This window comes from Candidatus Woesearchaeota archaeon, assembly GCA_016180285.1.
Lineage (GTDB): Archaea > Nanobdellota > Nanobdellia > Woesearchaeales > JACPBO01 > JACPBO01.
Map to the genome: position 1 here is coordinate 1 of JACPBO010000020.1, position 11,889 is coordinate 11,889.

15 protein-coding genes are annotated in these 11,889 nt (G+C 36.2%); 12 read left to right on the forward strand and 3 right to left on the reverse strand.

From position 1 onward, the window contains the following. Positions 1 to 149: 149 nt before the first annotated feature. Complete coding sequence (locus HYU07_04350; GenBank protein MBI2129445.1) at positions 150 to 707, forward strand: DUF234 domain-containing protein; 558 nt, start codon at positions 150 to 152, stop codon at positions 705 to 707. 66 nt (positions 708 to 773) lie between these two features. Here the strand turns inward: HYU07_04350 and HYU07_04355 are convergent, their stop codons facing one another. Both HYU07_04355 and HYU07_04360 read right to left on the reverse strand, forming a co-directional pair. Next, positions 774 to 1,196 (reverse strand): hypothetical protein, encoded by a 423-nt coding sequence (locus HYU07_04355; GenBank protein ID MBI2129446.1) that lies wholly within the window; start codon positions 1,194 to 1,196, stop codon positions 774 to 776. Positions 1,197 to 1,310: 114 nt separating this feature from the next. After that, the gene (locus HYU07_04360; GenBank protein ID MBI2129447.1) at positions 1,311 to 2,567 is read right to left on the reverse strand and encodes a B12-binding domain-containing radical SAM protein; all 1,257 of its coding nucleotides are present in this window, start codon (positions 2,565 to 2,567) and stop codon (positions 1,311 to 1,313) included. 178 nt (positions 2,568 to 2,745) lie between these two features. Here HYU07_04360 and HYU07_04365 point away from each other — a divergent pair, with 178 nt between their 5' ends. Then, complete coding sequence (locus HYU07_04365; protein MBI2129448.1) at positions 2,746 to 3,711, forward strand: deoxyhypusine synthase family protein; 966 nt, start codon at positions 2,746 to 2,748, stop codon at positions 3,709 to 3,711. 3 nt (positions 3,712 to 3,714) lie between these two features. Continuing rightward, positions 3,715 to 4,743: a decarboxylase gene (locus HYU07_04370; protein MBI2129449.1), complete on the forward strand. Its 1,029-nt coding sequence runs from the start codon at positions 3,715 to 3,717 to the stop codon at positions 4,741 to 4,743. 20 nt (positions 4,744 to 4,763) lie between these two features. Here HYU07_04370 and HYU07_04375 read toward each other — a convergent pair whose 3' ends face one another. Then, positions 4,764 to 5,414, reverse strand: a complete 651-nt coding sequence (locus HYU07_04375) for a hypothetical protein (protein MBI2129450.1) — start codon at positions 5,412 to 5,414, stop codon at positions 4,764 to 4,766. A 104-nt stretch (positions 5,415 to 5,518) separates the two neighbouring features. Here HYU07_04375 and HYU07_04380 point away from each other — a divergent pair, with 104 nt between their 5' ends. The 9 genes from HYU07_04380 to HYU07_04420 all read left to right on the forward strand — a co-directional run bounded on the left by HYU07_04380 (position 5,519) and on the right by HYU07_04420 (position 11,788). Beyond that, the gene (locus HYU07_04380; protein ID MBI2129451.1) at positions 5,519 to 5,755 is read left to right on the forward strand and encodes a hypothetical protein; all 237 of its coding nucleotides are present in this window, start codon (positions 5,519 to 5,521) and stop codon (positions 5,753 to 5,755) included. A gap of 26 nt (positions 5,756 to 5,781) precedes the next feature. Then, positions 5,782 to 6,576, forward strand: a complete 795-nt coding sequence (locus HYU07_04385) for a TatD family hydrolase (protein ID MBI2129452.1) — start codon at positions 5,782 to 5,784, stop codon at positions 6,574 to 6,576. A gap of 405 nt (positions 6,577 to 6,981) precedes the next feature. Beyond that, positions 6,982 to 7,359 (forward strand): hypothetical protein, encoded by a 378-nt coding sequence (locus HYU07_04390; protein ID MBI2129453.1) that lies wholly within the window; start codon positions 6,982 to 6,984, stop codon positions 7,357 to 7,359. Then, positions 7,356 to 8,006 (forward strand): nucleotidyltransferase domain-containing protein, encoded by a 651-nt coding sequence (locus tag HYU07_04395; GenBank protein ID MBI2129454.1) that lies wholly within the window; start codon positions 7,356 to 7,358, stop codon positions 8,004 to 8,006. The genes HYU07_04390 and HYU07_04395 overlap by 4 nt, the downstream gene beginning before the upstream one ends. Further along, entirely contained in the window at positions 8,003 to 9,154 is a 1,152-nt protein-coding gene (locus HYU07_04400) for a radical SAM protein (protein MBI2129455.1), read from the forward strand. The genes HYU07_04395 and HYU07_04400 overlap by 4 nt, the downstream gene beginning before the upstream one ends. 39 nt (positions 9,155 to 9,193) lie before the next feature. After that, positions 9,194 to 9,466, forward strand: a complete 273-nt coding sequence (locus tag HYU07_04405; GenBank protein MBI2129456.1) for a hypothetical protein — start codon at positions 9,194 to 9,196, stop codon at positions 9,464 to 9,466. Then, positions 9,456 to 9,881 (forward strand): DUF2391 family protein, encoded by a 426-nt coding sequence (locus HYU07_04410; protein ID MBI2129457.1) that lies wholly within the window; start codon positions 9,456 to 9,458, stop codon positions 9,879 to 9,881. Before HYU07_04405 ends, HYU07_04410 begins: the two co-directional genes overlap by 11 nt. 32 nt (positions 9,882 to 9,913) lie before the next feature. Next, complete coding sequence (locus tag HYU07_04415; GenBank protein MBI2129458.1) at positions 9,914 to 10,324, forward strand: archease; 411 nt, start codon at positions 9,914 to 9,916, stop codon at positions 10,322 to 10,324. Between the two features lie 42 nt (positions 10,325 to 10,366). Next, positions 10,367 to 11,788, forward strand: coding sequence for an RtcB family protein (locus HYU07_04420; GenBank protein MBI2129459.1), 1,422 nt, complete (start codon positions 10,367 to 10,369; stop codon positions 11,786 to 11,788). Positions 11,789 to 11,889: the final 101 nt, after the last annotated feature.

An 11,889-nucleotide genomic window follows, 5' to 3' on the forward strand; every position in this document is an offset into this window, starting at 1 on the left:
TATAGTTTGGGAAAGATTCGAGAACATACAATACTGTTCTGGTTGCGATATCAGAGGGAAAAACAAAATTAAATGAGATCTCGAGCTTATTTAATAATAAAACAAATGAGTCGATAAAATATCTAGACATACTCCGAAGAGAATTTAACATGGTAAAAAAGATGACGCCTATAACTGAAAATCCCGCAAAGTCCAGAATAGGGAAGTATGAAATAATTGATAATTTCCTGTCATTTTGGTTTTATTTTTATGATAAAAACAGATCTTATGCAGAGCAGGAAAGATTTGATGAAATTTTAAGGTATTTTAATAATGAATTTAATGCTTTTGTTGGAAGAAAATTTGAAAAGTTAGTGATATCCTTGATTAAAGAGAAAAAGGTTCTGTCTGAAATAGATTTTAGCCGTATAGGAAATCAGTGGGGAAAATCAGAGGCTGGAGCCTATGAAATAGACCTTGTTGCATTAAATGAGGCAAAGAAAGAAGTATTATTTGCCGAATGCAAATGGAAAGAAAAAGTAAATTCTCTGGAAGTTTTAAAAGAACTCGAAGAAAAAACAGGTTTTGTAGCTTGGAATAAAGAGAATAGAAAAGAGAGCTTTGCCGTGTTTGCAAAATCATTCAGCAAGAAGACTTCGGAATTCAATGGAAGAAAAGTTTATTGCTTTGATTTAAGAGATATGGAGAAGCTTCTGAAAAAGAAGTAAAAAAGGTTTAGGGTTGATTATGCTGTTTAGTAGCTGCATTTTAATTCCTGATCGCTTTAAAGAACCCTATTTCTTCTGCTCTGCCTGCTCAGAAACCTTTGGAAGCGGTATTGGCGGAGGCAGGTTGATCTCCTTGCTCAGGATCAAAGCTTCAATGTTGCATCTCAACAAGATGCTGTTCAGCACTTCTGCCATGATCTCCTTGGAAACATTCTTGCTCTTCTTCCATTCCTTGATGATTTCCTTCAGCTTTTTATCTTCATCAATATAGATGATCTCCCCGCTCAGCTCTATCTTTCCTATGTCAGGATCAAACTTTGATTCAAACTTAAACGAGAATTTCAGGCCTTTTTCATCAGCCTTGCCAAATGCCAGGTCTGTTTCTTCAATATTGCTTATGTTTACGTTGTTTGATATGTTTATCTGCCCTACTGCAGGCTGCCTTCTCTCAACATCTATTTTTGTAAAATTAAATCCGACCATTGTCATAAATATCACCAATGCCTAAGATTTCAGGATGCTATATAAAACTTTCGGAATTGCGCCTCGAATCCTCTCCATCACTAAACTTGACTTGCATCAAAGATTTCATCGTTTACTTATTTATTTTAAGCCCCCTTTTACCCACGTATTAACTAAAAAAGTCCATAATGGATGATTTGAACCTACTGTTCTTTTCATGATTCTGTGCCAAGAATAAGCTTGTTTATTTGCCCAGTCATAACCATTTTGTAATTCATCAGGTGACATGCTGGTTGGTTTAAAAACAACACTTCCAGTATTATATAATGACCAGTCATTTGTCAGAAGCCTATTTTGTTGCTTCATTCTTTCGTAAAGGTTTGTTCCGGGATAAGGCGTAAGTATGTGAAAGTTAGGAGAATCAATTTCTGCATCATTAATAAACTCTAAAGTTTCTTCAAAAATTGTTTTCTTATCATTATCAAACCCAAAAATAAATCCTGATTCGATTGCAATTCCATAATCATGAATTTTTTTTATTTGTTCCCTGTATTTTTTAATCCTATTCCCCTTTTTATTGGCTTCCTTTAAGCTCTCTTCAGATACAGACTCTACTCCAACATATAACCCAATACAACCAGACTTGGAAGCCAACTCTAATAATTTGTCATTATCAGCGATGTAGATGGGTGATTGACTTAACCACTTTTTTCCCAATCCAGTCATTCTTTCAAACAACTTTTTCGCATAATTAATGTCACCTATCAAATTATCATCAACAAAGAACAGATAATTTCCTTTTGTTGACATAATATCTTCAATCACCGAATCAATGGAAAATCTTTGAAACTTTCCATCATTGATAATAGGAACAGAGCAATAATTGCACCTATTTGGGCAACCTCTAGATGTTTCAACACTTTCAAAAACAAACAAGGATTTATTGCCCAGTACAGTTCTTTTTGGAAGAACTCGTTCTGAAGGGGCATTTCCAATATATTCTGATTTTAGTTCACTTCTTTTAAAATCCTCTAATAATTCTTTCCATGCAATTTCACCTTGACCCCTTACTATCGAATTAGCATATAATTTTGATTCTTCAGGCAAGACTGAAGGATGGATGCCTCCCCATACGACTTTTATACCTTTGCTTCTATATTTAGCTGATATTTCTTTTGCTCTCTTAAAAGCGGAAGTTAAAACAGTAATTCCAACTAAATCAACAGGTCTTCTGAAATCTACCTCTTCAACATTTTCTTCATATATTGCTAAATCGACATCTTTAGGAGTATATGAAGCCAACACTGGGAAAGTGGCTCTGTAAAAAGTCCCAATCTTTTTTACCCAACTGTTTACCTTAGTTCCTTCTGATCTCGGATTAATTAAAGCAACTCTCATTAAGAAAGTAAAGCATTACACATATATAAACCTTTTTTTCAGTTAATTTTATAAATAACTCTATTTTCCCATACTGCATGGCATTGTTCGATACAGTAAGGAAATCCGGATCATAGTCCTTTTCTTAGTTATATTTTCATTATTTTAGTTCATTAAACATCTTAATTTGGAGGCCAATATGGAGTCTATAAAGGATCTTATCTGGAAAAAAGGATTAACAGCAAAAGATTTTGTGGATAAAATAGGGAAAGTGGGGTTTCAGAGCATTGAATTAGGCAAAGCTTCAGATCTTATAGTTAAGATGAAGAAGGATAGCGCAAAGATATTCTTCACTTTCACATCAAACATGGTTACATCCGGGTTAAGGGGATTCTTTGCTCAGTTAATCAAATTAAAAATGGCAGACATTATAGTAACCACAGTCGGCAGCGTTGAAGAAGATATTATGAAAGCATTGGGTGAGAAATTCCTTATCAGCACTTTTGACTCTGATGATGTTGAGCTGCATGAAAAAGGAATGAACAGGGTGGGCAATCTGCTTGTTTCAAATGAAAGCTACTGTAAATTTGAAGATGCAATAATGCCGATTTTGGATCAGCTTTACAAAAAGAAGCCAAGGTATGCTGTATCAGAGCTTTTAAGAGAAATTGGCTTGCTGTTGAATGATGAGAATTCAATACTCTGTCAGGCTGCAAAAAACAATGCGCCGATATTCTGCCCTGCAATAACAGACGGCGCATTTGGCTTTCATTTATACTTATTCCAGCAGAAGCATAAAGACTTTATAGTTGATGTTGTGGAAGACTTCAAAAACATACTATTGAGCACAACCCATGATGAAAAGAAAGGCCTCATCTGCCTGGGCGGAGGAATTTCAAAGCATCATGCAATTTTGTCTGTTTTATTGAACGGCGGTGCAGAATATGCATTATACATGACAACTGCAAGAGAAAGCTCTGGCAGCATGAGCGGAGCAACAACAAGGGAAGCAAAAAGCTGGGGAAAGATCAAAGACGATTCTGATGCTGTAACTGTTATTGGAGATGTCAGCATAAACTTTCCGTTGGCAATGATTGCAGCATTGGAAACTTTAACTGAGGAGGGTATCCTCACTTCGTTCGGAGACCCCTCTGGGGCTTTATAAAACATGAATAAGGCAAGATTTGTATTAAGCAGGTCAAAAGTAATCGAGCAGCACAATAAATTAAAAGCCCTTGATGCAGATATTTCCTACAGCTTCAAAACAAATGAAGAAGTAGGAAAAGTGCTGGAAGAAGAAACAGGCTGCCTGTTCAGCATTCATTTTGAGAATGACCTGCCTTTCCTGAAAGACAGAAGCAGGGTTATATTTTTAGCTCAGGGCTTGAATGAAGAGCAATTAAACAGGCTTTTTGATTTAGGAATCAATAAATTTGTGGTTGATAATTTAGTTGATTTAAATACTCTACTGCATTATATAAAAAAAAGCAATAAAAAAATCCTCTTATTGCTTAGAATGAAACTTAAAGAGAATACAATCCATACAGGCAAATACTTTGTTTTCGGCATGGAATCAAAAATAATAAATGAAAAAATCATCGAGTTAAAAAACAATAAAAATATAGAAAATCTCGGAGTTCATGTCCACAGAAAAACCCAGAATGTAAGCGAATGGTCTTTGAAGTATGAGTTGAGCGAAGCATTAAATGAAGAAACCTTGAAATTGCTTGATATCGTGTGCATCGGAGGAGGAATTCCGGGAAATTACAGGAATGTAAGCGATAAAAGCATTGAATATGTATTTAATAAGATTGCTGAAGTCAAGGAATGGCTAAGCTCTTACAGCATAAAAACCCTTATTGAGCCGGGAAGGTTTCTTGCATCATACCCTGTAACTTTGGAAACTGAGATAATAAACATTGTCGGCAATACGGTCATTGTAAACTGCTCTGTTTATAACAGCGCAATGGACACAATCATTGTTCCGATCAAGCTGCTTGTAAAGGGCGAATTAGAAAGCGGGGAAGCATACACTATAAAGGGCTACACTCCCTGCTCATTGGATATTTTCAGGTACAAGGTTTTCCTGAAAAACCCGAAGATCGGAGACAAAATGATATTTCTTAATGCTGGAGCGTATAACTTCTCAACAGATTTCTGCAATCTGGAAAAACTGGAGACTGTGGTTGTAGATTAAAAATTGGTAATTATATGATTTTATTTTTTTGAGTGATTTAAAATGCGCTTAATTGTAATTTGAAGATCTATTGGTGAAGGAAAAGAAGAATTAATGAACTTTTTATTAATCTGATCTGATTCAAAGATGACATCATAATAGCATATCCCACAAACAGGCCCCATAAATTCTTGAGTTTCATTTGAATAAAAATTTATCAAGAATTCAAGACCTTTTTCAATAATATTTATATCTGCTGAACAATTCTTTTTTTTAAATGATTCGATAGTCTGTTTATTAGCAAATTTAACTTCAAATTTCGATTCTTTTTGGATCGGCGGGGTTTCATAAAATTCATAATATTTTTTACCACCACTATCGTTCATGTAACATGTAGAAATGCTAACAACTCCATTAGTGATTCTTGTATCGCCAGTATTCTCCACAATTAAAGGGATGTAAGATTTTTCACCAATTACATTCAAATAAGGATCAATATATACATCAACATCGACTTTTTTATGTACATTTGTTAAAGCCATTCCTACATAAAAAGCGGCGATAATACTGAACAACCAAAATATCACTATAACTATAATAGTGTAAATTAACCTTTTTCTTGATGGTGTTTTTGTACCTGTAATTTGTCTTTTTGCTTCATCTACAATATTTTTAGGATCTGCTCTTGCCATATTGACAATAGAATAAATAACTCAGATTTAAAGCTTATTGTAATTTTTAAAAATTGATTCAACAATAACATAAATTTTAAATACTTGTTTATCAATATTATATTATGCAAAAAAGAGACTATCTTATGATCGCAGTTATTTTGCTTGCCATTATCCTAGTTTCTTCCTTCTTATTTAATTATGCAAGATCCAACATAGGAAGGGCATTTCTCGGCAATCCGCAGGGGTTTGCCTCAAATGCATCGACAATTGCAATGGTCGGTATAATTGCAGTATTTTTCGTAATATTCATTGCTGCATTGATTTTCACATCAAAACCAAAAGCAAACAACAAAATATAAAAACAAAACTTCTTTTTCATCCTTTTATGATATTAGTTGACGTGCATGCGCATCTTGACCACCATAAGTTTGGAAACAATCTGGACAATGTTATAGAGAACTCCAGAAAAGCAGGAGTCAAGGCAATAATCACATCAGGCATAAACAAAAAAACCAACAGATTGATATTGGAAATAGCACAAAAATACCCGGATATTGTAAAATGCTCTTTCGGCCTGTATCCGATAGATGCTTTAGACAAAGAGATCGAGGCAGACCCGAAAACATTTGTCAGGGATATTGGGCCGCTAAATGTTGACGAAGAGCTTGAATGGATTGAAAGGAACAAGGGCAAATGCATTGCAGTCGGCGAATGCGGCCTTGATTTCCACTGGGTTCGGGGAAGGGATGAAGAGCAGAAAAAGGTTTTCCGGAAAATAATTGCAGCAGTTGAAAAAATAAAAAAGCCGATAATTGTCCACTCAAGAAAAGCAGAGCTTGAAGCCATTGAAATGCTGGAAAGCTCTAAAATAAAGCACATTATAATGCACTGCTTCTCAGGCAACAAAAAGCTGATTAAAAGGGCCGCTGACAACGGCTGGAGCTTCTCCATTCCCCCTGTTATTGTAAGATTGCAGCATTTCCAATTATTGACAGAAATGGTCAACATTAACCAGCTATTGACAGAGACTGACGCCCCTTATCTCTCGCCTTATCCGGACAAGATGAATGAGCCCGCTTTTGTGGTCGAAACAATAAAGAAGATCGCCGGGATCAAGGGCTTTGATATCGAAGAAACAGCGAACAGCATTTATTTAAACTACAAGAGGATATTTGAATAAGTGTAACAGTGCAGCAACCGAATGTATGCTGTGCAACAACACTGGTGGTCGGCGAGGTGGGGGTTGTCCCTTACGGGGTGCCGAGTAGGGCAAAATTTCATTAGAAATTTTGACCGTCGACCCACCAGTAGTGTTGTTGCTGAATGATTAGATAAAAATAAACCTTTGGGCTCATGGTCTAGCAGCTATGACGTCGCTCTCACTAAGCGGAGATCGGGAGTGCAAGTCTCCCTGGGCCCATTATGATCCAAAGAATAGAAAGATTGATTATCTGTAATAAATAAAATTAAAATTTTTATAATTTTAGTTACCAATAACCAAAAAATCGAAACATTTATATAGATCTTATAATTACCAGTAATCAATAAAATAATAAATTGATAATTATTGGTTACAGGTGAGCATATGAGCTTAGCATCTAAAAAATATTACGAGATAGCAAAACAAGTTGAAGAGGAAATGAACCTTGCTATAAATGAGCAAGAAAAGAAAGAGCTTAGAAAGGTAGCTGCCCAAAACTACTTTTATTCCGGAGTAGAAGCCATAGAGCATATCCTGAAAAAATCAGGACTCTCTATTTATTCTATAACAAACCACAAAGAGCGCCTTGACATAATAAAGAAGTACAGCAGACAATTTAAAGATCCTGCCGCCATAGCATTAAAATATGAAATTTTGATAAATTATGATTATAGAAGAAAGGTGGCGTATAAGGGAGAAAACGGAAATAAATTCGTCCTTATAAGAGAGTTTGCAGATGCCTGCAAGAGGGAACTTGAATGAATTATGCTGAAAAAAAGCTGAAGAGGGTAAGCAATCTAGAAACAGTAAAAAAACAATCTGAAGAAATTCTTAATGACATAAAAAAGGAACTGGTTAAAATGGAAAAGATAAACGCCATTGTGCTCTTTGGCTCATTTGCCCGCGGCGATTATTCTGAAAGGCACTCCGATTTGGATATAATGATTTTTTTAGATGACACAGAAAAAAACACTGCTCTTGAAGAGCGGATTTTAAAAAAAATCATACAAATAAACCAATCAAAACGAATCTCCATTCATACGGTTTTTCAATATAAAAAACTAAGCGAAGAGGATGCCAGCTTAATGCTTACAATAGCAGAAGAGGGCAGAACATTGTTTGCTAAAAAATCAATAGTCATAAGCAAGGATATCCTGGGCTTGAAAAGCCATCATTTGGTGATATTTGATACAGCAAATACAGATCAAATAAAGAAAAACAAGCTTCAAAGATTCCTTCATGGCTATAGTGTAAAAGGCAAAAAGTACAGGGGAATTATAGATGGCGATAAAGTAATTGGCGCTGGAAAGGGCGCGATAATAGTTCCACAAGAGCTTCTCAACAAAGTGCTTCTTTTTGCAGATTATATAGATGTGAAGGCAAGACAGGGCGGTAAATTCTATAAATGATGATCCAAAAAACAAGCTTTTATTCGTGGAAAACAGGGAATCTGGCAAAAGGATGCAGGCTTTGTGTAGATGGATCTAAATTAGTTTTATTTGCAACCGGTCTATGCCCCAGAAGCTGCTTTTACTGCCCATTGTCCGAGCAAAAAAAGAACAAGGATGTTGTTTATGCAGATGAATGGAAGATCGAAAAAGACAAGGACATAATATCCGAAGCACAATCAATAGGCGCAAAAGGAGCTTCTCTGACAGGAGGCGACCCGTTCATGGTTTTAAACAGAAGCATAAAATACATCAGATTATTGAAAAAAGCCTTTGGGAAAAAATTTCACATCCACCTTTACACGCTTCCTGAATTATTGAATTATGAAAAATTAAAAAAATTTCATGATGCTGGATTGGATGAGCTAAGGCTCCATCCTGATATTTTCAATAAGAAGAATTGGGCTAAGATTGACATTGTTAAAAAATTCAAATGGCAAATCGGAGTTGAAATCCCTGTTATTCCGGGCCAAAAAAAGAAAATCATTGAGCTGATTGATTATTTTGCGGATAAAATCAATTTTCTGAATCTAAACGAATTGGAAATATCAGACACAAATGCGAATAAATTATTGAAAATGGGCTTCAGGTGCAAAGATGAAGTTTCATACGGCATAAAAGGAAGCGAAGAGCTGGCTTTTGAATTATTAAGACATATCAATAAAAAACATCCAAAGCTGAATGTCCATTACTGCACCGCAGCATTAAAGGACAAAGTCCAATTGGCAAACCGGATAAAGAGAAGGGCAAAAAATACTGCAAAAGATTACGATATTATCGGTAAAGAAGGCATGCTGGCCAGGGGCGCTGTTTATTTATCAAATTTAAAGCCCGGATTCAGCTATAGAAAAAGGCTGGGAAATATTTTAAAAAATAAAAAAATAAAAAATGAGCTTATAAAAAAATTAAATGCAATAAAAAATAATCTAAAAAACGGCTTTAAAATAAAAAACAGCTTAATCGCCGTTGACAGGCAGAAATTAAGGATCCTGACTTCAATAAAAATAATCAATAAAATATCAAAAACTAAAAAAGGCCTGTGTTTTGCAATTGTCGAAGAATATCCCACATGGGATCAGACTGAGATGAGTGTTGAATTTCTGCAATAAAGCAAAAACTATTTAAATTATAAAAATAAAGAGCCAAATATGATAATCACCATAAACACAAAAGAGGATTCTCATGAAGACATAAAAAGAGTCATAATGGTGCTGCAGCACCTTCTCGGGGATCACAGCACATTTACAAACCGGAATATATTTGATTCTCCCTCTCCGAGCTTGGATTCTTCGCAGCCTGCAAGCGCTTTTGGGGCAATGTTCGGCAGTGAAAATACGTCATTAACAGATTCATCTTCAGCTGAAATCAAAGAAAAAAAAGACGATGAAGAAACTCCCGAGGTAATTGTTTATGACTATTGAGCCAGAAGAGCCGGAGTATTTCTCGGCAAAGGATATTGTGAGGTCGTTTTTCGGCTCTTTATTTTTTGGGTTTGCACTCATATTCAGCAAGGCATTGATCGATCTCAGCATTACATTGGACAAGATTCACATAATCCTTATTCTGCTTTCGACTTTTCTGATCCTTACATTTGAGATATATTTCATCGGCTACCAAAGGATAAAAAATAGGGAAAGAAGGCCTTTCTGGGAATTCTGGCTGAAAAGATTCGCAACATTCTACATAATAACAGTCTTGGTTTCACTCTATCTCGTTTATATTTATAATTTTCAGGTTTATCTTATAACATACATGGAAGTAATAAAGCTCGTAGTTGCAGTTTCATTGCCCTGCGCAACAGGAGCTGCAATAGCAGACTTGCTGAAAAAATACTAAGCTTTTTATAGTCGGATTTTTTCTCTCTCTTAATGGAAAAATACAAGTTTTTTGAGCACACGGCAGATGCTAAATTCCAGGCATACGGCAAAACCCTGGAAGAGGCATTCTCGAATGCAGCTTTGGCTATGTTCTCAGTAATGACTGATGTTAAAAAAATAAAGCCAAAAATAAAAAAAGAGATAAGTGTTGAAGGAATAGACCAAAAGCAGCTTCTTTATAATTTTCTGGAAGAATTCTTGTTTTTAATGGACACGGAATTTTTGCTGTTAAGCAGCGTTGAAAAGATAAAGATCAATGCAAATAAATTAACTGCAGCAGCCTCTTTTGACAAGGCAGAAAACTATGAAACACATGGTGATGTGAAAGCAGTTACATACCAGGAAATGGAAATAAAACAGGAAAAAGATAAATTTACTGTGCAGGTTGTGGTTGACATATAATCGTAGCAAACTATTTAAACTGATTAAATTTACCCTTTCTTTATGGAACTAAAAAAAATAAATGAGCTTACTTGGGAGATACCGAAAACAGGCAACATGAAAGTTCCTGCGATAATATACGCTTCCGAGAAGCTTATTGAGAAGATAAAGCAGGATTTAACCCTGAAACAAGCAGAGAATGTTGCAGCATTGAAAGGGATCCAGAGAGCATCATACACAATGCCGGATGCTCATCAAGGATATGGATTTCCAATCGGTGGTGTTGCTGCGTTTGACATGGATGAAGGAATTATAAGCCCAGGCGGAGTAGGGTATGATATAAATTGCGGCGTCAGATTATTGAGCACAGACTGGTCTGAAAAAGACATTGCTGCAAAAAGAAAAGAGCTGCTTAATGAGATCTTCAAAGAAGTCCCTGCAGGAGTTGGGAAAGCAGGAATTACAAAGCTGAGCAAAGATATTTTAATTGAGATTCTTAAAAAAGGAGCAAAATGGGCATTAGAAAATGGCTATGGGACAAAAGAAGATCTGGAAAGAACAGAAGAAAACGGAATTATGAAAGATGCTGAGCCAGGCACAGTTTCTCAAAGAGCTTTAGAAAGGGGAATGCCGCAGTTGGGAACATTGGGAAGCGGTAATCATTTTCTGGAAATACAGAAGGTTGATCAAATCTACGACATAGAAACTGCAAAAGATTTTGGAATAACTGAAAAAGGCCAGATAGCTGTGATGATACACTGCGGATCCAGAGGATTAGGCCATCAGGTTGCTTCTGATTATATTAAAGAAATGGAAGAAAAGCACGGCATAAAAGATCTGCCGGACAGGGAACTGGTTAATGCCCCTATTAATTCAGAAACAGGCCAGAGGTACTATAAAGCAATGTGCTGCGCAATAAATTACGCTTTTGCCAACAGGCAGATGATAGAGCATTGGACAAGGGATGTTTTCAGTAAAGTAATGGGCAGCTCTGATGGAATGAAGCAAGTTTATGATGTCTGCCATAACTTGGCTAAATTTGAAAGGCACAATGTTGATGGAAAGCAGAAATTAGTCTGCGTTCACAGAAAAGGCGCAACAAGATCATTTGGCCCCGGAAGAGAGGAAATTCCAGATGTTTATAGAAGCATTGGGCAGCCTGTTATTATTCCGGGCAGCATGGGAACTGCATCTTATCTTTTGGTTGGAACGAAAAAAGCAGAAGAGATTTCCTGGGGATCAACAGCCCACGGCGCAGGAAGAGTGGCATCAAGGAGCGAAGGGTTGAGGACATTAAGGGGAGAGCAGGTTGCGCATGATCTTGAAAGGAAAGGCATAGAAGTCAAGGCAACTTCATGGAAAGGGATCGCAGAAGAAGCTCCGCAGATGTACAAGGACATTGATGAAGTTGTCAGAGTTTCTCATGCGCTTGGGATCGGGAATATGGTTGTCAGATTGGTGCCTCTGGCAGTGATGAAGGGGTAGATGGGATATAATTAGCTTAATGGTTGTTAAAGTTAATTATTACTCGGGGCACACTCCTGATTGTGCTACACCCTTGATGTCTTATTTTATGAAATCGGAAC

What these genes read in the sequence shown, in the direction of transcription:
- HYU07_04350 (MBI2129445.1), top strand. Translation starts at nt 150, where the DNA reads ATGGTAAAAAAGATGACGCCTATAACTGAAAATCCCGCAAAGTCCAGA.
- HYU07_04355 (MBI2129446.1), bottom strand. Translation starts at nt 1,196, where the DNA reads ATGACAATGGTCGGATTTAATTTTACAAAAATAGATGTTGAGAGAAGG.
- HYU07_04360 (MBI2129447.1), bottom strand. Translation starts at nt 2,567, where the DNA reads ATGAGAGTTGCTTTAATTAATCCGAGATCAGAAGGAACTAAGGTAAAC.
- HYU07_04365 (MBI2129448.1), top strand. Translation starts at nt 2,746, where the DNA reads ATGGAGTCTATAAAGGATCTTATCTGGAAAAAAGGATTAACAGCAAAA.
- HYU07_04370 (MBI2129449.1), top strand. Translation starts at nt 3,715, where the DNA reads ATGAATAAGGCAAGATTTGTATTAAGCAGGTCAAAAGTAATCGAGCAG.
- HYU07_04375 (MBI2129450.1), bottom strand. Translation starts at nt 5,414, where the DNA reads ATGGCAAGAGCAGATCCTAAAAATATTGTAGATGAAGCAAAAAGACAA.
- HYU07_04380 (MBI2129451.1), top strand. Translation starts at nt 5,519, where the DNA reads ATGCAAAAAAGAGACTATCTTATGATCGCAGTTATTTTGCTTGCCATT.
- HYU07_04385 (MBI2129452.1), top strand. Translation starts at nt 5,782, where the DNA reads ATGATATTAGTTGACGTGCATGCGCATCTTGACCACCATAAGTTTGGA.
- HYU07_04390 (MBI2129453.1), top strand. Translation starts at nt 6,982, where the DNA reads ATGAGCTTAGCATCTAAAAAATATTACGAGATAGCAAAACAAGTTGAA.
- HYU07_04395 (MBI2129454.1), top strand. Translation starts at nt 7,356, where the DNA reads ATGAATTATGCTGAAAAAAAGCTGAAGAGGGTAAGCAATCTAGAAACA.
- HYU07_04400 (MBI2129455.1), top strand. Translation starts at nt 8,003, where the DNA reads ATGATGATCCAAAAAACAAGCTTTTATTCGTGGAAAACAGGGAATCTG.
- HYU07_04405 (MBI2129456.1), top strand. Translation starts at nt 9,194, where the DNA reads ATGATAATCACCATAAACACAAAAGAGGATTCTCATGAAGACATAAAA.
- HYU07_04410 (MBI2129457.1), top strand. Translation starts at nt 9,456, where the DNA reads ATGACTATTGAGCCAGAAGAGCCGGAGTATTTCTCGGCAAAGGATATT.
- HYU07_04415 (MBI2129458.1), top strand. Translation starts at nt 9,914, where the DNA reads ATGGAAAAATACAAGTTTTTTGAGCACACGGCAGATGCTAAATTCCAG.
- HYU07_04420 (MBI2129459.1), top strand. Translation starts at nt 10,367, where the DNA reads ATGGAACTAAAAAAAATAAATGAGCTTACTTGGGAGATACCGAAAACA.